General features: G+C 69.8%; 12 protein-coding genes. 10 read left to right on the forward strand and 2 right to left on the reverse strand.

The window, feature by feature from the left end; all coding sequences use genetic code 11:
- Positions 1–23 precede the first annotated feature (23 nt).
- Complete coding sequence (alaS, locus tag K340_RS0114525; protein WP_029137248.1) at positions 24–2684, reverse strand: alanine--tRNA ligase; 2661 nt, start codon at positions 2682–2684, stop codon at positions 24–26.
- Positions 2685–2836: 152 nt separating this feature from the next.
- Entirely contained in the window at positions 2837–3208 is a 372-nt protein-coding gene (locus K340_RS30205) for a hypothetical protein (protein ID WP_037364841.1), read from the reverse strand.
- Between the two features lie 110 nt (positions 3209–3318).
- On the opposite strand from K340_RS30205, the gene K340_RS30210 reads away from it, so the two are divergent.
- The 10 genes from K340_RS30210 (at position 3319) to K340_RS0114585 (ending at position 21637) form a co-directional block, all read left to right on the forward strand.
- Positions 3319–3879 (forward strand): DUF2231 domain-containing protein, encoded by a 561-nt coding sequence (locus K340_RS30210; RefSeq protein ID WP_051266451.1) that lies wholly within the window; start codon positions 3319–3321, stop codon positions 3877–3879.
- The gene (locus tag K340_RS30215; RefSeq protein ID WP_051266373.1) at positions 3876–6851 is read left to right on the forward strand and encodes an FAD-binding and (Fe-S)-binding domain-containing protein; all 2976 of its coding nucleotides are present in this window, start codon (positions 3876–3878) and stop codon (positions 6849–6851) included. The genes K340_RS30210 and K340_RS30215 overlap by 4 nt, the downstream gene beginning before the upstream one ends.
- Before the next feature lie 330 nt (positions 6852–7181).
- Positions 7182–9599: a hypothetical protein gene (locus K340_RS0114550; protein ID WP_154674270.1), complete on the forward strand. Its 2418-nt coding sequence runs from the start codon at positions 7182–7184 to the stop codon at positions 9597–9599.
- 1 nt (position 9600) lies between these two features.
- Complete coding sequence (locus K340_RS0114555) at positions 9601–11487, forward strand: hypothetical protein (protein WP_029137250.1); 1887 nt, start codon at positions 9601–9603, stop codon at positions 11485–11487.
- Complete coding sequence (locus K340_RS0114560) at positions 11484–12299, forward strand: hypothetical protein (protein ID WP_029137251.1); 816 nt, start codon at positions 11484–11486, stop codon at positions 12297–12299. The genes K340_RS0114555 and K340_RS0114560 overlap by 4 nt, the downstream gene beginning before the upstream one ends.
- Before the next feature lie 51 nt (positions 12300–12350).
- Positions 12351–14537, forward strand: a complete 2187-nt coding sequence (locus K340_RS0114565; RefSeq protein ID WP_029137252.1) for a hypothetical protein — start codon at positions 12351–12353, stop codon at positions 14535–14537.
- 39 nt (positions 14538–14576) lie between these two features.
- On the forward strand, positions 14577–16859 hold the full coding sequence (locus K340_RS0114570; RefSeq protein ID WP_029137253.1) for a hypothetical protein: 2283 nt from the start codon (positions 14577–14579) through the stop codon (positions 16857–16859).
- Positions 16860–16899: 40 nt separating this feature from the next.
- Positions 16900–19788 carry a hypothetical protein gene (locus tag K340_RS37040; protein ID WP_029137254.1) on the forward strand — a complete coding sequence of 963 codons (2889 nt, stop codon included), beginning with the start codon at positions 16900–16902 and terminating at the stop codon, positions 19786–19788.
- Positions 19785–20810, forward strand: coding sequence for a hypothetical protein (locus K340_RS0114580; RefSeq protein ID WP_154674271.1), 1026 nt, complete (start codon positions 19785–19787; stop codon positions 20808–20810). The genes K340_RS37040 and K340_RS0114580 overlap by 4 nt, the downstream gene beginning before the upstream one ends.
- On the forward strand, positions 20780–21637 hold the full coding sequence (locus K340_RS0114585; RefSeq protein WP_029137256.1) for a hypothetical protein: 858 nt from the start codon (positions 20780–20782) through the stop codon (positions 21635–21637). The genes K340_RS0114580 and K340_RS0114585 overlap by 31 nt, the downstream gene beginning before the upstream one ends.
- Positions 21638–21664: the final 27 nt, after the last annotated feature.

Raw genomic sequence — 21664 nt, forward strand, 5'->3', positions numbered from 1 at the left:
ATCGGTCCCTGACCCGGCAGTGCTCACGACTCCAGGGCGCCTTTCAGCGCGGCGATCGCGGCCGGGATCCCGGCCGGATCGGTGCCACCACCCTGAGCGAGCTCCGAGCGGCCACCGCCGCGGCCACCGATGGCCGGCAGGAAGCTCTTGACCAGATCCCCTGCCCGGTGTCCGGCGTCGACCGCCGCGGGGGTGCAGGCGACCACGAACGACACCGCATCCGCCGACGCCGAGAACAGCGCCACCACCCCGGCCTTGCCGGCCAGCCGGCCCCGCACGTCCGAGGCAAGGTTGCGCAGGTCGCCGCCGGACACCCCGTCCGGGGCGGTCGCGGCCACCAGGTGCACCCCGCCGATCTGCTCGGCGGAGTCGGCCAGCGCGCCGGCCGAGGCCAGCACCGCGGCGGCACGGTACTTCTCCAGTTCCTTCTCGGCCGACCGCAGCCGCTCGACCAGCTGCTCGACCCGCGCCGGCACCTCCGGCGCCGGCACCTTGAGCAGTCCGGCGAGTTCCGCGACCAGGGCCCGTTCGGCGGCCAACGACCGGAACGCCTCCATACCGACCGCCGCTTCGATCCGGCGGACGCCGGAGCCGATGGACGATTCGCCGATCAGCGAGACCGGCCCGATCTGGCTGGAGTGATCGACGTGGGTACCGCCGCACAGCTCGATCGACCACGGCCCACCGATCTCGACGATCCGGACCGTCTCGTCGTAGGTCTCGCCGAACAGCGCCAGCGCGCCGAGCTGGCGGGCCTGCGGCAGCGAGGTGTACTGCACCGACACCGGCAGATCCTTGCGGACCGCCAGGTTGGCCACCTCCTCGATCTCGCTGCGGGTCTCGGTGGACAGCCCGCTGTTCCAGGCGAAGTCCAGCCGCAGGTATCCCGGCTTGTTGTACGAGCCGGACTGCAGCGCCTCCGGCCCGAGCACCTGGCGCAGCGCCGCGTGCACCACGTGGGTACCCGAGTGTGCCTGCCTGGCCCCGGTCCGCCACTCCGGATCGACCTTGGCCAGCACCGACTCACCCTCGTGCAGCTCACCGTCGGTGACCCGGACCCGGTGCACCCAGAGCTTGCGGCTCACCTTCTGCACGTCGAGCACCTCGGCCGAGGAGTTCGGGCCGAGGATGACGCCGGCGTCCGACTCCTGCCCGCCAGACTCGGCGTACAGCGGGGTGCGGTCGAGGATCACCTCGACGATGTCGCCCTCGGCCGCCGAGGTCACCCGCTTGCCGTCGGCGATCAGCCCGCGCAGGGCGGCTTCGGACTGCAGTTCGTCATACCCGGTGAATTCGGTCGGGCCGCCGGTGTCCAGCAACTCCTTGTAGACCGACAGGTCTCCGAAGCCACCCTTGCGGGCCTTCGCGTCCGCCCTGGCCCTGGCGCGCTGCTCGTCCATCAGGGCGGTGAAGCCCTTGGTGTCGACGCTCAGGCCGGCCTCGGACGCCATCTCCAGGGTGAGGTCGATCGGGAAGCCGTAGGTGTCGTGCAGGGCGAACGCCGACTCCCCGGTCACCGTGCTGCTCGATTGCGCCTTCGCCTGCGCCGCAGTGGATTCGAACAGCTTGGTACCGGAAGCGAGGGTCTTCAGGAAGGTCTGCTCCTCCTTCTCGACGGTCCGCTCGATCCGCGAGTAGTTCTCCGTCAGCTCCGGGTACGACTCGCTCATCAGGTCCCGGACCTCGGCCGTCAGGGTCGGCAGCACCGGTTCGGTGACGCCGAGCAGCCGGGCGGAACGGATGGTCCGGCGCAGCAGCCGGCGCAGCACGTAGCTGCGGCCCTCGTTGCCGGGCGTCACCCCGTCGTTGATCAGCATGGTGCCGGAGCGGATGTGATCGGCGATCACCCGGAACCGGACGTCGTCGGTGTGGTCGGTGCCGTAGACGCGTCCCGACAGCTTCTCCGCGGTACCGATGATCGGCCGCAGCAGGTCGGTCTCGAACACGTTGTCGACGCCCTGCAGCAGGAACGCGACCCGTTCGACGCCCAGGCCGGTGTCGATGTTCTGGTTCGGCAGCGGGCCGAGCACCGGAACCCCCTGCTTCGGGCCGGCGTCGCCGCGCAGGTCCTGCATGAAGACCAGGTTCCAGATCTCCAGGTAGCGCTCCTCGTCGGCGATCGGCCCACCCTCGACGCCGAACTCAGGGCCGCGGTCGTAATAGATCTCGCTGCACGGGCCGCACGGGCCGGCAACGCCCATGTCCCAGAAGTTGTCCTCGACGCCGCGGCGCTGGATCCGCTCGTCGGGCAACCCGGCGATGTCCTTCCAGAGCGCAATGGCCTCGTCGTCGGTCTCGAAGACGGTGACCCAGATGCGCTCCGGGTCGAAGCCGTAGTTGCCGTCGTCGATGCTGCCGGTCACCAGCTCCCAGGCGTGCTCGATGGCGCCGGCCTTGAAGTAGTCGCCGAAGGAGAAGTTGCCGGCCATCTGGAAGAAGGTGTTGTGCCTGGTGGTGATGCCGACGTTCTCGATATCGAGAGTGCGCACACATTTCTGCACGCTGGTGGCCCGGTCGAAGGGCGGCGTGGCCTGGCCGAGGAAGTACGGCTTGAACGGCGCCATTCCGGCAATGGTGAACAACACCGTCGGGTCTTCGCTGATCAGCGAGCCGGAAGGGACGACGGTATGGCCGGAACGCTCGAAATGATCGAGGAACCGGCGGCGAATCTCATGGGTCTGCATGGCGGTGGCTTTCGGGTGTCGTGAGTGTGCTGGCGAACGGACCATCTGCGTCGGGGCGCTGCCGCAACGCGATGACGTCGCGCGCTGCTTCGCCCCGGGGTCGGGACACGGTGGCGGGGCGCGGCAGGAGTTCCGCAGGCTGACCGGACAGGTCAGGCCGAGCGACGGTCCTGCCGCTCGGTAGCGGCCGCGCCGGCAGCGGCGTCGACGGCCGCACCCGGCAGTGGGCCGGGCACACCCTGCGGCATCTTCTCCGGGCCGAGCAACAACACCGCCCCGTTGGAGTTGTCGATCACCGGCCGGTAGCTGGCGCGGCGGTTGGCCGCGCCCTGCTTGACGTCCGAGGCGAAGGAACCCACCGCGTTGCCGACCTCGGCAATCGCGTCGGCCAGGTCGGCGGCGATCGCCGACGGCGTCAGCTTCGCCTTCAGCGCCTCGCGCGCCGCCACCTTCGCCCGGCGGGTACGCCGGGTCGCCGCGACGCCGAGTGCGACGCCCGCGGTGAACACGTACCTGCGCTTCACGGTTCTCCTTCGGCTGGGGTTCGGTGTCCCAGGCTACCCGGAAGGCGGTACCGAATGGCAGGTGCTGGGCGACCTGCATGCTTGACCCGCACGATTCACAGGCATCATTCATGAATGGTCAACTTCCGCGGGTGGTGCCGGTGACCGCCGTCAACGGGCTGCCGGCCCACATCCTGCTGGTGCACGGGGTGGTGGTGCTGGTGCCGCTGGCCGCGCTGCTGCTGGTGCTGGCCGCGCTGTGGCCGGCGGCGCACCGCCGGCTGGGTGTCGTCACCCCGGCGGTCGCCCTGATCGCCCTGGTGCTGGTCCCGATCACCACGTCGGCCGGCGAGGCCCTGCTGGCCCGGCTCCCGTTCCGGGAGACCAACCCGCTGATCCGGGCTCACACCGAACTGGGTGACGAGCTGCTGCCCTGGGTGGTCGGCCTGTTCGTCGCGGCACTGCTGGTCTGGGGACTGCCGCTGCTGGCCGAGCGGGTCGGGCCGGCTGCGGTCCTCCGGGCGCGCTGGTTGCACTGGGTGGTCGCCGTGCTCGCGGTTGCGGTGAGCGTGGTGACGGTCGTCCAGGTGGTGCGGATCGGCGAGGCCGGATCCCGCGCCGTGTACTCCGGTGTGGTGTGTGCCGACCCGGTGCAGCCGGGTGGCACCTGCTCCACCACACTGGGGGCATGAGCCAGCGAGCAGCCGCCGGAACCGTGATCGACCGGAATCCGCTGGACGAACCCGGCCGGGTGCGGCTCGGCGAACGGCTGGCCGAACTGGTTTCCGGCGACGTCGCGTTCGACGGCGCCACCCGCGCGGTCTACGCCACGGATTCGTCCAACTACCGACAGGTGCCGCTCGGCGTGGTCTTCCCGCGGGACGCCGCCGACGTGGTCGCGGTGGTCCGGGCCTGCGCCGAAGTCGGCGCCGCGGTACTCGGCCGTGGCGCCGGCACCGGACTTGCCGGCCAGACGGTGAATGTCGGTGTGGTGCTGGACTTCTCCCGGCACATGACGGCAATCCTGGAGTTGGATCCCGAGCAGCGGGTGGCCAGGGTGCAGCCGGGCCTGGTGCTGGACGATCTGCGCGCGGCCGCCGAGGTGCACGGCCTCACGTTCGGTCCCGACCCGGCCACCCACGCCTGGTGCACCCTCGGCGGGATGATCGGCAACAACTCCTGCGGCACCCACGCGTTGTATGCCGGTAAGACGGTGGACAACGTCCGCCGGCTGCGGATCGTGACCGCCGCCGGCGAGGACCTGTGGGTCGGCCGCTATGACGCCGACGAGTACTCCGCGGCGGTCGCCGGCGGCGGCGAACTGGCCCGGCTGCTCGGCGGCGCCCGTGAGCTCGGCCGCCGGTACGCCGAGGAGATCGCCGACCGCTACCCGGACATCCCGCGCCGGGTCTCGGGCTACAACCTGGACCAGGTGGTACCCGGCCGGCCGACCGACCTGGCCCGGATGTTGGTCGGGTCGGAATCCACCCTGGCGCTGGTGGTCGAGGCGGAGTTGGACCTGGCGCCCTCCCCCGCGGTCCGGCACCTGGTGGCCCTCGGTTATCCGGACATCTTCCTGGCCGCCGATGCCGTGCCCTCGCTGGTCGAGTTCGGCCTGCTGGGCCTGGAAGGGATGGACGACACACTGGTCAACCAATCGGCGGCGATCGGACTGAACGAGGCCGGGATCGCATTGCTGCCACCGGGCCGCGGCTGGCTGCTGGCCGAAATCGGTGACGACGATCCGGCGATCGCCGAACGCCGGGTCGGCGAGTTCCTGACCCGGCTGCCGGCCGACGTACAGGCCAGGCGGATCACCGATCCCGTTGAGGTGAAACAGCTCTGGGCAGTGCGGGAGGCGGGCTTGGCGGCCACCGCCCGACCACCGGGTCGCCCGCCGAACCACGAGGGCTGGGAGGACGCCGCGGTACCGCCGGCCCGGCTCGGCGAGTACCTGCGGCGGATCACTGCGCTGTGGGCCGAATACGGCTACTCCGGCGCCTGGTACGGCCATTTCGGCCAGGGCTGTGTGCACACCAGGAACCCGTTCGACTTCTCCACCGTTTCCGGATTGGCCGACTTCCGTTCGTTCATCGAGCGGGCGGCCGATGTGGTGGTCGAGTTGGGCGGCTCGGTCTCCGGCGAACACGGCGACGGGCAGGCGCGCGGCGAGTTGCTCGAGCGGATGTTCGGGCCGGAGATCATCCAGGCGTTCCGGTCGCTGAAGGCACTCTTCGATCCGGCCGGCATCCTCAACCCGGGCAAGCTGGTCGATCCGTTCCCGTTGGACACCAACCTCAAACACGGCCCACAGCACCATGTCTCGAAGCTCGGCAAGCAGACGATCATGGCGTTGTCACACGACGGCGGGTCGCTCGCCGAGGCCGCCGAGCGGTGCGTCGGCGTCGGTCGCTGCCGCCGGGACGATCTTGGGGTGATGTGTCCCAGCTACCGGGCGACCCGGGACGAACGGCACTCCACCCGGGGTCGGGCGAAGGCGCTGCAGGAGATGTTCACCGGCGAGGTGTCGCCGGAGACCTGGCGCAACGACGACGTGCACGACGCCTTGTCGTTGTGCCTGGCCTGCAAGGGCTGCGCGGTCGATTGTCCCACCGGGGTGGACATGGCGACCTACAAGAGCGAGTTCCACGCGCACTACTACGCGGGCCGGGCGCGCCCCCGGCACATGTACGCGCTCGGGTTGCTGCCCTGGGCGACCCGGCTGGCCGCCCGGATGCCCGCTCTGGCGAACCTGGTGCTCGGCATGCGCGGGGTGAGCCCGTTGGTACGCAAGGCGGCCGGGGTCACCACCTCCCGCCCGGCGCCGCGGTTCACCCGGAAATCGTTCCGCCGCACCGCGCGGACCGAGCAGCGCCGACTGGCCCGTGACGCCGGGCGGTGGAAGACGACCTCCGGTGCCCGCTCGACAGCGACACCGTCAGCCCCGACGGTGGTGCTCTGGCCGGACACCTTCACCGATGTGTTCGATCCGCAGCTCGGCACCGATGTACTCGGCGCCCTGCGGGCGGTCGGCGAACGGGTGCACGTGCCCACCGAGTGGGCCTGCTGCGGCCGCACGCTGTACGACCCCGGCATGCTCTCGCTGGCCCGGCGTTCCCTGCGAAACGTGCTGGACATCTTGGATCCGTATGTGTCACAAGGGATTCCGGTGGTGGTACCGGAGCCGAGCTGCCTGGCCGCGTTCCGCGACGAGCTGCCGCAGCTGCTGCCGGACGACCCGCGGGCTGGTCGGCTGGCCGGGCTGGCCCGGTCGCTGTCCGAGCACCTGCTGGCCGTCGGGCTGCCGACCCGGCCGGTGCCGGCGGCGGGCAACGCCGAGCAGGTCATCGTGCACCCGCACTGCCACGGGCGGGCGACCGTCGGGGTCGACCCCGATCGAGAGGTGCTGCAGCGGCTGGGCTACGACGTGGTGGTGGCCGACGCCGGCTGCTGCGGGCTGGCCGGCTCGTTCGGCTTCGCCGCCGAGACCGCTGCCCTGGGTCGGCAGATCGGCGAACAGGACTGGCTGCCGCGGCTGCGCGCGCAGGGCGGCGAACGAACGGTGGCGATGGACGGCTTCTCGTGTCTGACGCAATACACCCAACTCGCCGACGCACCGGCCCCGTCGACAGTAGCCGCGCTGATCCACCGCGCCCTGGGCTGACGCAACCGGCACAACTCAACCCGGCACAACTCAACCCGGCACAACTCAACCCGACGCACCCCAACCGACGCACCCCAACCGACCGACTCGGAGCGTTCCTCCCCGCCGCACCACCGAAAGCGCACCCCAACCCGCCGACTCGGAGGATGACTCCCCGGCGCGGGTCGACAGCGAACCCAAGGACTCGGTCGGGCCGGCTGCGGCGCCGTCGCCAAGGCTGCGGTGAGCCGCAGCAGTGACGGTGCATCCGGTCGGCCCGCCCGGCCCTCTTCTGGCTGACGGACGACGCGCATCCCAGAGCCGTCGGCGCACTCATCGGCAGGAGCCGCCGTGCCCGATCAGACATCACCCCTGGCCTCCAGGCTGCACGCGGTCAGGCTGACCCGCACCGATTCGGCGATCATTGCCGCCCGCCGCCCCTCTCGCTGGCGGCCACGGCCGGCGACGGTGCCGGCCGCCGAGAGCGCCCATCCGGTGGCGCCGGCCGCGCCGGCGGCAGACACGATGATCTTCACCGCGCCCGACCGGACGACCTACTACCTGCCACGGCTGCGGCTGCGCAGTTCGCAGCAGGCCTACGACGTGCGGATCCAGCCATCGGCGGACGGCCGCTGGACCGTCAGATTCGGCGTCGAGCCGTTCCCGGCTCCGGAACTCGGTGATGCCGCCAGATCCGCCACCGCACTGACCGTCGCCATCACGGCAGCGCTGCAGTATTCGACGCCGATCACCCGCGTGCACACCGCCACCGAGGTAACACCGGACGCCGGGGGTTGGACCGTGGGCTTCGCCGTCACCCTCGAGGAGAAGGACGCCATCCTGTGGGCCATGCGGTCGGACGTCGGCGCCGTACTCGAGCTGACCCGCAGCGCAACAGTCGCCGTGCCGGTATCCACCGGCGGGACGAAGCCCGTCCCGACCAGATGGATCACGGTGCTGGAGGCGGGAAACCTGGCAGTCACCGACCAACTCGTCCCGCCCGAACAGTTCGTCCCGGTGGAACCCGACAAGCTCATCCCGGTGCACCCGGACGACGATCCGCACCCGGAATGGATCACCAACTGGACGTCGGTGCCGGCCGCCGTCATCGACCTCACCACCGCGGTGGACACCTCGAGCGCAGAAGCCGCGGCCACCGGTGAGGTGACTACCGATCAGCTCGCCACACGGATAGCCGCCGACCGCGCCCGCGACATCACCGGCGGCACCGCCCACTTCTTGTCGAGCAGGTCGTTCCGGGTTGCCCGCGAGGCGGCTGCCGGCGAGCCTCTGGGGCTGATCACCGACGATCAGGTCGGCGTCGCGGCCCGGATCGTCCGAGATCACCGCACGGCAGGGTGGCTGTCGACGAGCGCGGCAGAGCGGCTGTTCGCGATCGACCCCATCCGCGGCGACCGCCCGGTGGTCGTGACCGGGCCGGCGGAACCGGTGGCCGCCGTCAGCTACCAGGACCTCGCTCCGGTCTCATCGATCCCGCTGCGGTTCGATCCGGCCGTACACCCGGAGATCTTCGGCGGCGGAACCGGTTCCCCCCAGCCCGGCTTCACCCGCCACCAGGTGCGCTACCCGGACACCGACGCCGGTCGGGTGCACGTCTACTTCCAGGACAACGCCCGCCCAGAGGTGTTCTCCTACCTGCCCGACGAATTCCGGCTCGGCCGGACCGACGAACCGCCGCTGCGCCCGGCCCTGGCCTTCGGCATCGACCAGGGGCAGCAGAGCCAGGACGCCACCGTGGAGCTCACCGTCCACCTCGAACCGTTCGCTGACGACGCCCGGCTGGCAGCTGCGGGTCAGGCGCTGACCGCCGCCATTCCCACTGCGCCGCAGGGTCAACCGCAGCCCATCCCGGTTCTGCAACCGGCGCAGGCACCGGCGACCTTGTCGCTGGCACTACCGGCCGGGGCGCAACTGGCGACTCCGCAGATCGACCTGGCGAACGGGTTCCCGCTGTCGGCCACCTTCCCGTTCGCGGCGTTCCAGAGCGTGTTCGCCGCGCTGGCGGCAACCGACGTAGTGGCCGACGCGCTGCGCGGCGCGGTGACCGTCCAGGCCGGTGGGGTCACGCCGGACCAGGTACCGGTGAGCATCCGGTTCGGCCAGACAGTCGGCCCGGTCCTCACCACCGCACTGGCGCCGGCAGACCAGGCGAACCCGTCGGCGGACGGTGCATTGAGCGTGACCCTGACCAATGCCACCGAGAGTCCGGTGCGGATCACCGCACTTCTGATCACGCTGAGCCGGGCCGGCAGCACGGTCGGCTGCACCGTCGAGGGCCCCGCGCTGCCGACCGACCTGACCGCCGGGGCGAGCTGCGCAGCGACGCTGACACCGGCCGCGGCGCTGCCCGGCGACGGGGAGATCGCCGTCGACATCGACCCCGGCGGCGTCACCGTGCTGCCCGACGCGGAGGCGATCCTCGCCGTCACCCTCGACAGCCGGATAGACCAGATGTCGGCGCGGCCGCTGACGATCATCACCACGCCGGCCAAACTTGCCGGCGGCGGCAACCCGGTCGAGACGGTCGTGGTGGAGATCGACGGCATCCGGACCGACGCGCCGGTCCTGGACGCCGCGACCAGCAAGATCGTCACCTCCGTCCCGGTCCCGCTGGCCGACGTCCTGTTGCGCCGGGACGATGGCGGGCGCTACCGATTCCGGCAGACCGTCATCCACACCTCCGGCGAGACCACCGCGGACACCGACTGGCGGACCGGATCCGCCGGCGTTCTCGTGGTCCCGGTGTGATATGACGACCCCGGGTCTGACCGGCCTGCCCGACTGGCACCATCCCGAAAGACTGGGCGGGGTGCGCTGTTTCGCGGCCTACGATCGGCCCGGCGGCTGGTATCTGCCGCCGGTCAGGTTGATCGTTCCGCCCGCCGGAGGTATGCGCGTCGACAAGTACAGCGCCGACCTCGGCGACACCGTCGCCCGGTACGGCGTGCTGGCGATCACCTTCGCCGCTGGGTACGACCTCCAGCAGGCCGCCGTTTCGGCCCTCGGCACACCCGTCCGGCTGCAGCGGTTACCACTGGCGGCCGGCACCGCGCTGGTGACCGCGTTCACCGACGACGCGGCGGTGCCGGCAACGACAACAGGGATGACGGAGCCGGGAACGACCGGACCAGGCGGCCTCGGCGTACCGATCGCACTGGACCCGGCCGGCGCCTCGTCCTTCACCTGCACTCTGCTCCTGGACGCCAACGTGACCGAGTTGGCCGTTCAGAGCTATCTGGCCGGAGCCAGCCCGTTCACCGCCTACGCGGTGCTGTCGGCGTTCGGCGTCGGTGCCAGGTACGCCGCGGCGATCGACCTGACCCTCGACGCGCTGCCCACCGGCGAACTGACCCGGGGAGATCTGGTGGCCAGGTGCCGGGCCGACCCGGCGTCCCTCGGCGTCCGTCTCACCACCGACGCACCCGGCAACCGCAACGGACCGGCCGATCCGTCGCGCGGCCCCAACCCCGCCGACCAAGCCGATCAAGCCGATCTTGCCGAGGCGGTCGTCGACCGGATCGTGGCCCGCTTCGGCACACCGGTGCCCGCGCCCCTCGACGCCGCGGCCGCCGACGCCGCGACGGCCGACGAGAACGCCGTGCGACTGCGACTGGACCCCGGGGCGGCCGCCGGCGGCGTCGTTCACGAGGACCTGCGGGACGCCGTGGTCGTCCCGCGCTTCTTCCCGGTCATCGCCAATCCCGGTGCGCTGCTACCGACGGGCGCCGGACAACCCGCGGTGATCGCGGTCCACAACCTGCCGGCGCTGGACTCGGGCTGGCGGCGGATCACCGTCCGCACCACGGCCAGAGCGCCGATCATCGGTGCCGCCGCGCTCGGCGCGCACCTGCAGATCCCCGCCGAACCGCCCGCGCGCCCGCAATCGATCGACGAGATGCCGATCTTCGACGAGGCCGGCACGGTGACGGTGCCGGTCCGGCTCGCCCCGGAGGCGCCGATCACCGGGACGGTCACCGGGTACGTCCTGCTGGACTCGGAGACCGAACTCCGCAGCGGGCAGCCGCGAACGCTGGACGAGGCCGGCCGGTCCGGGCTGCGCCGGCTCGAGCTGATCATCGGTACCGATGCCTTCGGTGCGCGGGTCGTGCCGGTCGACCTGGACAGCGCACTGCACGACTGCGCGGTGACCATCGACTACCGGCGGGACGACAGCCCGATCACCTCGAGCGGGGCCATCGGGGCGACCGCCGCGGCCGTGATCACCGCCGCGACCTTTGTGCTGCCACCGCCGGAGGCGGTGCGCGGCCGGGAGTGGTTCCAGGTAACTGCTGTCGACGCCGACGGCCACCAGGCCACGGCCCCATTGCCGGTGGGCACCGCGACCGTCGACCCGTTCCTGTTCCCGGGCACCGGCCCGGCGCAGGTGCGGGTGACCGCGGATTTCACCCGTGCGACGCAGGACGTGGTCAGGGTGCAGATCATCGGCCAGGACGCCGACCGCGACCTGGTGCCGGCCGGGGGCCGCCTCGACCTGACCAGGGCCAAGCCCTCAGACACCGCGCACTGGTTCGCCCGCTCGCCCTTCGCGACCGGCTACCGCTGGCGTCTGCTCGGCGCCGCCGACTGGTCCGATCCCGTCCCGGCCGGGGACCCGCTGACGGTGACCGCACCATGACCGCCGGCGGGCCGGGCCAGCCGGCCGGCGGGTGGACCGTCGTCGACGGCATCACGGTGTTCCCCACCGACGATCCGGCCGCCTGGCAGTACCTGCCGCCGGGCGAGGTCGTCCGGCTGCCGGACGGCCGCCGGTCGCTGTCGGTGGTCGAGGCCGGACCGATCGCCTACCTGACGGTGACCACACACCTGTTCGCCGGGCCGGACCTGCTCACCGCGCTGCGCCGATCGCTCGCCGACCGCGTGTCGGTCGCGGCCGACCGGATCGCGCTCACCGTCGTCCCGGTGCGGCGGGCCGCCGCCGAGCTGATCATCGGCGAGGGCAACACGCCGGCCGCGACGTCGTTCACGTCAGGCACCATCGGCTGGGACGCGGCCTTCCAGGTGAGCCTGGATGCCGATGCCGCCCGACAGGTGCGGGCCGGGCTGTCCGGCCGGCGCGACCGACTGCGCATCCGCTATCGGGTCATCGTCGTCCCTCGCACCGCCGGCGTCACGGGCACGACGATCAGCATGACCAGCAGCACCGTCATCACCAGCAGCAGTTCGACCAGCAGCAGCACCAGCAGCGGTCGCCCGACCGACTCCTCGGCCCGATCGGCCGGTGACCGGGACGAGGTGAATCCCCCGGACGGCGGAGAAGATCCCCCATTCGCCGCGACCGCAAACGCGGATCCGGACCCTCAGATAGGACAAACCACCACCGCGTCGGCCGGCCGGCACGAGGGTTCGCATCCGACTGATCCGGCGCCGCCGACACCGACACCCGGCGTGGAGTTCGTGCTCGACATCGACGCCGCCGACTGGATCTGAAGCCGCCGACCGATCGGCGGACGCCCCATCAACCGGCCCGAAGGGACGATCATGCTCAAGCTCGACGACATCCGACTGGTCGAGGGGTACCAGGTCCATGGCGACACCGACAGCGCCTCGACGTTCTACATCTTCCCCGGACCACCGACGTTCGCGAAGGCGGCCAACGGCGCTCTGCAACTGCGATTCATCGAGTACGAACAGCTGCGGGTGCAGGGCGACGACGTGTTCGGCGGCTTCGTGGTCTTCTCGGCCGATCTGTCCATCGCCGACGACATCGTCGAGAAGATCACCGCGGCCCTGCAGCAGGAGGTCAACAAGCGCTTCCAGGGCCAGCAGGCACCGCAGGTGACGATCGCGCCGGTGAACTGGACCGGCGGCACGGTCAGCCTGCTGCTGCAGGAGGGCGGTGCGCTGGCGGAGAAGATCCACGGTGCCGCGACGCCCAGCCTGTACGGCAACAACGTCGCCAGTTTCGCGCTGGAACTCACCGATATCGGCACCGCCGTCTTCAAGAACACGCTGTCCACCGGCGCGAACTCGGCGATCACGGTCGTCTACAACCTCGAATTCTTCGGCCAGCTGCCGCCCAACAAGGCCTGGGGGACCTGGTTCGCCAGCAAGTTCTACTCGTTCTTCCAGAGCGTCGACATCGAGGACAACTTCTGGTCTGAGGACAGCTACACCGAGACGATCTCTTCCTCGCGCTACAACTCGGAGGTCACCGACGTCGGTGGCACCAGCATCGACAACCCGAACCTCACACCGCAGGAGAACGCCCAGCTGTCCGCCGACATGCTCGCCGTCGTCCAACAGCAGCTGGCCGCCGCGGTGGAGCGCAACCTGCTCACCGCGGCCGCCGACGTCGACCCGAACGTCAAGTCCCTCACCGATGACCAGGACTTCGAGAACGTCAAGCGGACAGTCAGCAGCACCCAGATCAGCGACGTGCACGTCTCGTTCAGCCAGACCAAGTCGATCATCGTCAAGAAGTCGCCGCAGGGACAGCTGCCGTCGGTGACGTCGTTGACCGACGGTGCGGGCACGCCGATCAAATGGGAGGACTACTACACCAAGATCTCGGCCGACGAGTTCTTCCGCACCAAGCGCGTGACCATCAGCGTCAACGCCGACTTCGAGCTACTGCCCATCCACAGCGTGGTGGTCACGGTGACCTACCCGCACAGCAACCCGGCGAAGACCCAGCAATTCATCTTCACCAAGCCCGACCAGACCGAGGAGTTCGAGTCGCTGGTCACCGACGGCAAACGGGACGTGAGCTATTCCTACACGGTCAACTACAAGGGCAGCGCCTTCACCTACACCTCGCCCGAGAAGACCGAGGACGGCGACAAGCTGATCATCAACGTCGACGACCTCGGCGTGCTCGTGCTGGACGTCGCTCCGGACGGTATCGACTTCACCGCCGTCGCCAGGGCCCAGGTGCACCTGTCGTACGCCGGCGAGAACCCGGTCGACAAGACGATCAACCTGATCCAGGCGTCAAGCACCGCCCAGGTCAGGGAAATCATCCGCGCACCACGGACGAAAGCTCTTGACTACCAGGTGACCTACTCGTTGACGGACGGCCGGGAGGTCGAGGGCAAGCCGGGCACCGTCCCGATCGGCGCGAAGACCCTCAGCGTCTCCGACCCGTTCGGCGCCCCGAAGCAGGTGACCTTCCGTGCCACCGGCGACCTGGAGAACACGATCTCCGAGATCACCCTGCAGGCCACCTACAGCGATCCGGACAACGACTACACGCAGCAGACCTCCTTCGTGCTCAGCAAGGACTCCCCCGACTTCCAGTGGTCCTTCCCGGTCATCGACGACACCAAGGGCACCATCAGCTACACGGGGTTCGTCAGCCGTAAGGACGGCACCACCGTCGACATCGAGCCGACGACGTCCACCGCGGGCGTCATCGCCGTCGGCGACAAGGTCGAGCAGAATCTGACGATCACCGTCGACCCGACACTGCTGGACTGGGCGAAGCTGAAGATCGCGCTCGTCACGCTGTCCTACGACGACGATGCCAACGAAGTGCACCTGCGCAAGGACCTGACGTTCAAGGCGGACTCGCCCGGCGCGCAGACCTGGACCGTCCCGCTCAAGGATCACACCCAGCAGACATACACCTGGACGGCGACCCTGTTCGGCCTGGACGGCACCCGCACCACTGTCGGTCCGACAACCGAACCACAGACCACGACGATCTTCCCCGAGTTGCCCGCCTGACCCGGCGGGACAAGAGCTCACCAACCGACGGAGACCGCGATGTTACTTCTGGACAGCCGCTGCGCCTTCATCGACGGGGTGTCGGTGTTCCCCGACCACATCGATCCGAAGACCTGGTACTTCCTGCCCGGCACGCCGCGGCTCAGCACCCGCAACAACCCGGTGTCCGACGCCGACGACCCGAGCTTCCTGCTGCTGGCGTACACCGGCGAGAGCGGTGGCGGAGGCTTCCTGGACTTCGACGTCAACATCGGCATCGACGAGGACCAGCGGGCCGCCATCGCCGGCCGGATCGCCAGCAACGAGCACCTGCTCGACCGGCCGAACCTGGTGCCGGTACCGCTGGTCGGCGGCACCGTCCGGCTGCAGTTGCTCGGTATGGCAACGGGCGAGCCGACCCCGGTCGACGATGGTCATCCCCGGTTCGTGCTGGCGATCGACCAGGGGACCAACCCGGCGTTGTACAACGACAACCAGGCGAGCTTCTCGGTCCAGTTGGACCAGGCCGGCTTCACCGTCGTCGACCAGTGCATCGACGGCGCCATTCTGCCCATCGCGGTGATCTACCAACTGGACTTCCTCGGCCTGCGGCCGGCGTACAACGTGCACTTGAAGATCGACTGGGATCGGGTGCAGAAGCACCTGGACGACAGCTTCTCGGCCAAGGTGCTGTGGTTCTCCACCGAGATCAACTCGGTGGTCGACGAGTTGGTCGAATCACGGGCGATCGAGTTCACCGCCGACGTGCTGGTACCCGAGGACGGCAGCGCAGTGGTCGACCGGGCCGGCGCGGCCATCGCCCAGGTCCGGCAGATGATCACCGACGCCTTCTTCACCCCGAGCGTGCCGCCGTGGACGCCGGAGAAGCCGAGCGACTGGGAGAAGGCGCTCGGCGCGATCGGTCGGCTGGCCACCCAGGGTGCGGCCCTGGCCGCCGGTGGCGGTGGCGGTGGCGCTCAGGACAACGTGTCGTTCTCCTACAAGCACACCGACTACACGCGTATCGATCGCAAGCACCTGGACGTCAACTTCTCCGAGCGCGCCACCGTGCAACGCACCATCTATCCGCAGGGCCACCTCGGTCAGGTGCTCTCGCTGATCTCGGCCAGCGGCCGGCCGCGTGCGGACTTCGTCAAACGCGTCAATATCGACGACCCGTGGTTCAAGCGGCGGCACCTGAAGGTCTTCTACTCGCCCGGCCTGGCCGCTCCGCAGATCTCCTCGATCAATGTGCACGCCGACTACCGGGGCCAGAGCACCAACGCCTTCCTGACGGCGCCGCAATGGACGGCCGAGTTCGACTGGGCCAACATCCTGGAAAACGGCGCGGTGGTGCGGGACGTTCAGGTCTCCTACGAGGTCAACCTCACCGACGTCGACACGACCGAGCGCCCCGCCAGCTTCTCCTCGACTCCGCAGGCGTGCACCGAACCGGAGGAACTCCTCGTCCCCGAACGCGATCTGTTCGCGGTGCGGCCGATCAACGTGCGAACCGAAGGCATCGCCTGGACCGACTACTCCTCGATCCTGCTCGAGTTGCGCTACGTCGACGTGGACAACGCGATCAACCAGACGGATCAGTTCCGGTTCGTTGAGACCACCCAGGACTCCACATGGCTGATGTTCGTGGTGGACCGCAGCAAAACCACGTTCCAGCAACGCATCACCTATTTCGCCATCGGACAGCCGGACGTGACCACCGACTGGTCGGATGTCACCGAGGAGTCGGTCACCGTGCGGGATCCGTTCGCCGCGTCCCGGCGGACGATCGCGATCACCCCGCCGCACGTGTGGACCGACCTGGCCGCGGCGTTCGTCGACGTGCGTTACGACGACGAGGACACCGATGTGCACGAGGCGAAGTCGTTCACCTTCCAGGACGGGGCCGCACCCGAGAGTTTCGAGTTCACCCCGCGGGACCCGAACCAGGTGACGGTTCACTACACGGTCACCTTCCAGTACACCGACGGCCGGACCGTTGTCCTGCCGGACTCGATGACCGACGACATCCGGATCACCGTCAGCCCGGATATGAAGGGCAGACGGATCGTCACGGTGCATCGTCCGGCCGACTTCACCCAGCGAAAGATGCGTTCGGCGACCGTCGAACTGCGCTTCGAGGACCCGTTGGGTGGGATCAGCGTCGCCGACACGATCGTGCTGGATGCCAGCACCGAGACCGGCCGCTTCGAGTACCCGATCGCCGATGGAACAAGGGACCGCTATCAGTACCGCAGCAAGATCATCCTGCAGAACGGGATGTCCAGGACCACCGACTGGACCGATTCGGACGCCCTCGATCTGCAACTCACGGTCGCCTGATCGGCGATCGACCCGCCCGGCCACCGTATCGGAGCCCGCCATGTTGAGCCTGTCCAACCCGCTGGTCATCGACGGCACCTCGGTCTTCCACGATCATGCCGATCCCAACCAGTTCTGGTACCTGCCGCCGTCCGTGGCGTTCGCCCGCCGGGCCGGTGCCCCGTCGTTCCAGTTGCTGCTGTACAAGAAGCAGGTCAACGACGCCGGCCTGGTCGGCGGTGGGTTCGCCATGTTCACCGCCACCGCGACGTTGGATGACAGCACCAGATCCAGGATCGTCTCGCAACTGACCGCCCAGCCGGGCGTCACGGCGACGCCCCGGCTGACCCAACCGCCATTCGACGGCGGCAGCGTGCAATGCATCGCTTTCAACCTGCAGGGCTCGGGCGGGACCCATGCAGATCCGGCGCCCGCCGGCGCCTTCAATGCGGTCGAGGCGATCCTCGGCACGTCCGTGCCGTCGATGGATGATGCGAACAACGCCGCCTTCAGCCTGACGCTCTCGCAGGAGGGGGCAACGATCATGCGGGCGGCGATGTCGGACGGATTCACCCCGGTAGGCGTTGTCTACCAACTGCATTACCTGGCCATGCGGCCGGCGATCGACGTCGAGATCACCGCCGACTACGAGATGATCTACAACCATTTCAGCGCGAGCATCTCCGCCCAGTACATGTTCGTGAAGGCCGGGATCGACGCGGCCTTCGAGTGGCTCAAGGAGAACGGGGCGATCACCATCAAGGTGCTCAACTTCACCGGCGAGGCGGACGAGGCCGAGCAGGAGAAGTGGGCGCTCGACTTCTTCAAGGACGACCTGCTGGCGAAGTGGTTCGAGCCGACTCTCTCCCCCGGCAAGCTCGCCACCGACCCCGCCACCACCACGTTGCCGGACCAGCCCAAGGACGACAAGCCCAAGGACGACAAGCCCAAGGACGACAAGCCCAAGGACGACAAGCCCAAGGACGACAAGCCCGCCACCACGACCCAGCAGCCGGCGGCACTGACACAGACGGCGAGCAGCCCGACGCCGCTGCCTGCCGGGTTCGGCGTCACCCACACTCCGGCGACCAGCGGGCAGACCGAGAAGATCACCGTCAAGCCGGCTGGCGCGACCGTCACCGTTGACGGGCAGCCGGCAACCGTCGCCGCCGACGGCACCGTGACCATCGACGTGAAGGCACAGACATCACATCCGATCACCGTGTCCTGGCCCGGCACCACCACGCCGGCACCCGCAGCCCAGACGTTCCAGCTGTTCTTCGACTTCGACAAGCCGGCCGCCGCCGGTTGGGCGGCCAATCCGCCGTGTCCGGAGCTGAAGCGTTATCTGGACAACTCGGTGCAGGACAGCAGGTTCCAGGACGCCTCGGGAGTCGCCCCGGCCGGCGGCCAGGGCGCAGCCAGCTGGTCCGGCGGGGAGCGCGGCGGCGATCGGCTGCGCGCCTGGCTCGCGTCGCTGCCGGCGCCCAAGACCGTCAAGCTCGACGCCTACGCCAGCCACGAGCACCAGATTGCCGAGTCCGAACAGGACCGGGCCAGCTACAACCAGGCGTTGTCCCAGCGCCGGCTCGATGTCGCGCAGTCGATCGTCATGCAGTCCGGTGGCGCGGTCGGCGGTCTGGCCGCGCACGGGGACACCAAGGCGGCCGCCGAGCCGGGTGCTCACACCGACCCCGCCGGCGACCCGGTGGAACGGGTGGTCACCATCGCTGCCGCTGCCGGGCAGCCGACGACGACCGCCGCCAAGACCTGGACGGGCACCTTGTCCCGGCCGGCCGACAAGAGCTCGGGCGGGAGCGGCGGGAGCGGCGGGAGCGGCGGCGGGACGAAACCAACTGTCGACCCGACAAAGGCCGTCACCGAGACGGCAATCGCCTTCAAACTCAAGTTCGTGCACCAGGAGGAGCGCAAGAAGCTCACCTTCCGCTACAGCAAGTCAGAAGCCACCCAGCGGGTCGTCGCGCCCCAGGGCTTCCTCGGTCTGCTGGCCGGCGACCTGACCGACACCGCCAAGTTGATCAAGGAGATCGACCTCGACGACTCGTTCTTCCGAACGCTCGAGATCACTGCCAGCCCCGCCAGCAACTTCGCCGAGCTCGGCCTCGTCCGCTCACAGGTCTCCATCGACTATGGCGACCCCGCCACCCCGGACGACTTCCGGCACCGCGAAATGACCTTCACGTCAGGCGACCTGGCGGCCAAGTCGGTGACCATCGCGCTGAACTCCCGCCGCGACGTGACCTACGACGCCACCATCGCCTACGACTTCGACCCACTGTCCGAGTGGGCCGCCGACAGCTCGCACTACGAGGTGCAGTTGACCGACACCGATCGTCGTGACCTGGTGCTGAACCCCGTCGAGTTTCTGGATCTGCGGCAGATCGTCCTCGAGGCGGGCGTGGTCGACTGGGACATCGTGACGTCGCTGGAGGTCCGGCTCGATGCCGCCGGTTACGCCACGCCCGAGCCGCGGGGTCTGGTCACGCTGACCAGAGAGCAGCCGAAGGGCACCTTCCGCATCCGCGGCGACCGGCGGACCGGGGGGGGTCGATCCGTCAGCTACCGGATCACCCAGCACCTCACCGATGGCACCTCGGCCAGCAGCGAGGCGCAGGAGTTGGTGGACAACGCGCTGCTGGTCGGCGACATGTTCGATGGTGCCCTCGACCTGGTGTTCGTGCCGCAGTTCGACGCGGCGGCGGTGAGCACCGCGTTCGTGGATGTCGCCTACGACGACGACGCCAACGACTACCACCGCACGGCACATCTGGAGATTCCGGGAACGCAGACCGAACCGGCCCGGCTGCACCTGGCCCTGCGTGACCCGGCGGTCGCCGGCTACCGGTTGCGGCTGACGCTCAGCGGGCCGGGGCTGTTCGACCAACGGCCGTGGCAGGACATCACCGAGACCCTGGTGCAGTTGCGATGACCACCCTGCTCGCCGGGTCGTCCGTTGCGGGGGCAGCGCCACGCACGATGGCGGCCGCCGGCATGGCACTTCGCCGGCTGGCGCGCATCGACCGGGCGGCCGGCCAACGCGCGGCGGCGGCGATCGCCGGTGCGCTCGGCCCGGTCGACGGCTCGGCCTGGCCGGAACTGGCGGACCGGTTCTCCCGGCTGACGAATACCGGGCTGGGCCTGGAGTTCGCCTGGAGTTCGAAGGACGCCGCCGTCCGTTGGATCGCCGAGTGCGGCCCGCCGGAGATGGCGGAGCGGGACCGGCTGGTGATCGCCGCCCGCGCCGCCTTCGGCAGTGAAATCGCTGATCGTCCCTCGATGCCGCGCACCCCGCCGACCGGAGTCCCTGCGCTGCAGCGGCTGCTGGACCGGACCGCCGCCCTGCAACACGACATGCCGCTGCGCTTCGGCGCCTGGACAGCCGGCCGCCACCGGAGCAACAGCCCCGACAGCCGCAAGGTCTACGCGGAACTCACCGGACTCCGGGTTCCCGCCGCGGTGCGCGGACTCGGCCTCACGCCACCGTCCGGCCGGTTGCATCCGGTGCTGCACAGCCACGGGCTGGTCTGCCGGATGGTCGGCCTCAACGACGACGGCACCATCGAGCTGTACACCCGCACGACAGATCCGGACGAGCCGCTGATCCGGGGACTGGAGAAGTCGATCACCGGTCGCGACGCCGTGCTGTGGGCCGCCGTCACCGAGCTCGCCGGCACCACCAGGTTGCCGCGACCATCCGGCGTCAGCATGGTGCTGGACGAACGGGCCGAGCCGCTGGCCGTCTGCTGGTTCTCCTTCGCCAAGGCGCTGTTCCCGGATGACGCGGCGACCCTGGCAGCGCTGCGCCGGGCGCCGGCCGCGCCTGGTTCGGTTGCCGTGCTGAACGCGTTGGCCGCGGGCGAGCCGGATGGCAGGTGGCGGTTCGGCATCGTCGGCGTCGGCGTGAGCAGGGACGGAAAACTATGGAGTCAGGCCGGTATCAGGCCGACGTGACCGGTCCTGCCGGTGCGCCGGCGGGAACGCACGGGCTGCCGAGCGTGGTGCGACTGCCCGGCCGCGAGCGCGACCAGGTCCGGGACGATCACAACGGTTTCGTCACGGCGCTGGCGGTCCGCGCCCGCCGGCTGGCCGGTCGATCCGTGCCGCCGAGTTGGCTCGACCAGCTGGAGGCGTGCCGGACGGGCCCTGCCGGCTTCGGCTTCTGGCCGGCCGGCGAACGACCCAGCTGGGCGCCCGACGTCGGCGGGGACGTCGACGACACGGCGATCATGACACTCGAGCTGTGGCACGCCGGGCGCCTTTCGGATCGGGCGGCGATCCGGATCAGCTGTCTCGGGGTAGCGGCTCACCGCGTCGTCCGGCCGCGGCAGCCCGGGCCGGCCTGGATCGTCCCGGGCGCCTTCGCGACCTGGCATCGCAAGGTCGGCGGTGGCCAACTGGTGGACTGCACCGTCGGCGCCAACGCCCTGGCACTGCTGGCCACCATGGGACTGCTGCGATTGCCCGGCTGCGCAGAGACGGTCACCACCATCGAACGGGCGGTCGCCTGGGCCGGCACCAGCGCATGGCGCGCAGCGGCCATGACGCCGTTCTACAGCAGCGCCCTGGAATTCAGCCTCGCGTTGCGCCACGCTGTCTCCGCCGGCTGCCTGCCGCTGGGCTCCGTCGCCGAGCTGGCCGATGGGCTGGCGGCCAGCTGGGGCGTTGCCGATCCGGCCGCGCCGAACGCCGTCGTATGTTCCAGCCCCTATGCGACGACCACCTGGCACTCGCCCGCGCTCCAAGCCGACCGGGCCGCGTCGGCGCTACCACCCGGGTGACCCACTCGAGCCGACCGCCGCCTGATC

Source organism: Nakamurella lactea DSM 19367, from assembly GCF_000426645.1.
In the GTDB taxonomy this organism is placed as follows: domain Bacteria; phylum Actinomycetota; class Actinomycetes; order Mycobacteriales; family Nakamurellaceae; genus Nakamurella; species Nakamurella lactea.

Coding starts and splice junctions, on each gene's coding strand:
- alaS (WP_029137248.1), bottom strand. CDS start 2,684: ATGCAGACCCATGAGATTCGCCGCCGGTTCCTCGATCATTTCGAGCGT.
- K340_RS30210 (WP_051266451.1), top strand. CDS start 3,319: ATGAATGGTCAACTTCCGCGGGTGGTGCCGGTGACCGCCGTCAACGGG.
- K340_RS30215 (WP_051266373.1), top strand. CDS start 3,876: ATGAGCCAGCGAGCAGCCGCCGGAACCGTGATCGACCGGAATCCGCTG.
- K340_RS0114555 (WP_029137250.1), top strand. CDS start 9,601: ATGACGACCCCGGGTCTGACCGGCCTGCCCGACTGGCACCATCCCGAA.
- K340_RS0114560 (WP_029137251.1), top strand. CDS start 11,484: ATGACCGCCGGCGGGCCGGGCCAGCCGGCCGGCGGGTGGACCGTCGTC.
- K340_RS0114565 (WP_029137252.1), top strand. CDS start 12,351: ATGCTCAAGCTCGACGACATCCGACTGGTCGAGGGGTACCAGGTCCAT.
- K340_RS0114570 (WP_029137253.1), top strand. CDS start 14,577: ATGTTACTTCTGGACAGCCGCTGCGCCTTCATCGACGGGGTGTCGGTG.
- K340_RS37040 (WP_029137254.1), top strand. CDS start 16,900: ATGTTGAGCCTGTCCAACCCGCTGGTCATCGACGGCACCTCGGTCTTC.
- K340_RS0114580 (WP_154674271.1), top strand. CDS start 19,785: ATGACCACCCTGCTCGCCGGGTCGTCCGTTGCGGGGGCAGCGCCACGC.
- K340_RS0114585 (WP_029137256.1), top strand. CDS start 20,780: ATGGAGTCAGGCCGGTATCAGGCCGACGTGACCGGTCCTGCCGGTGCG.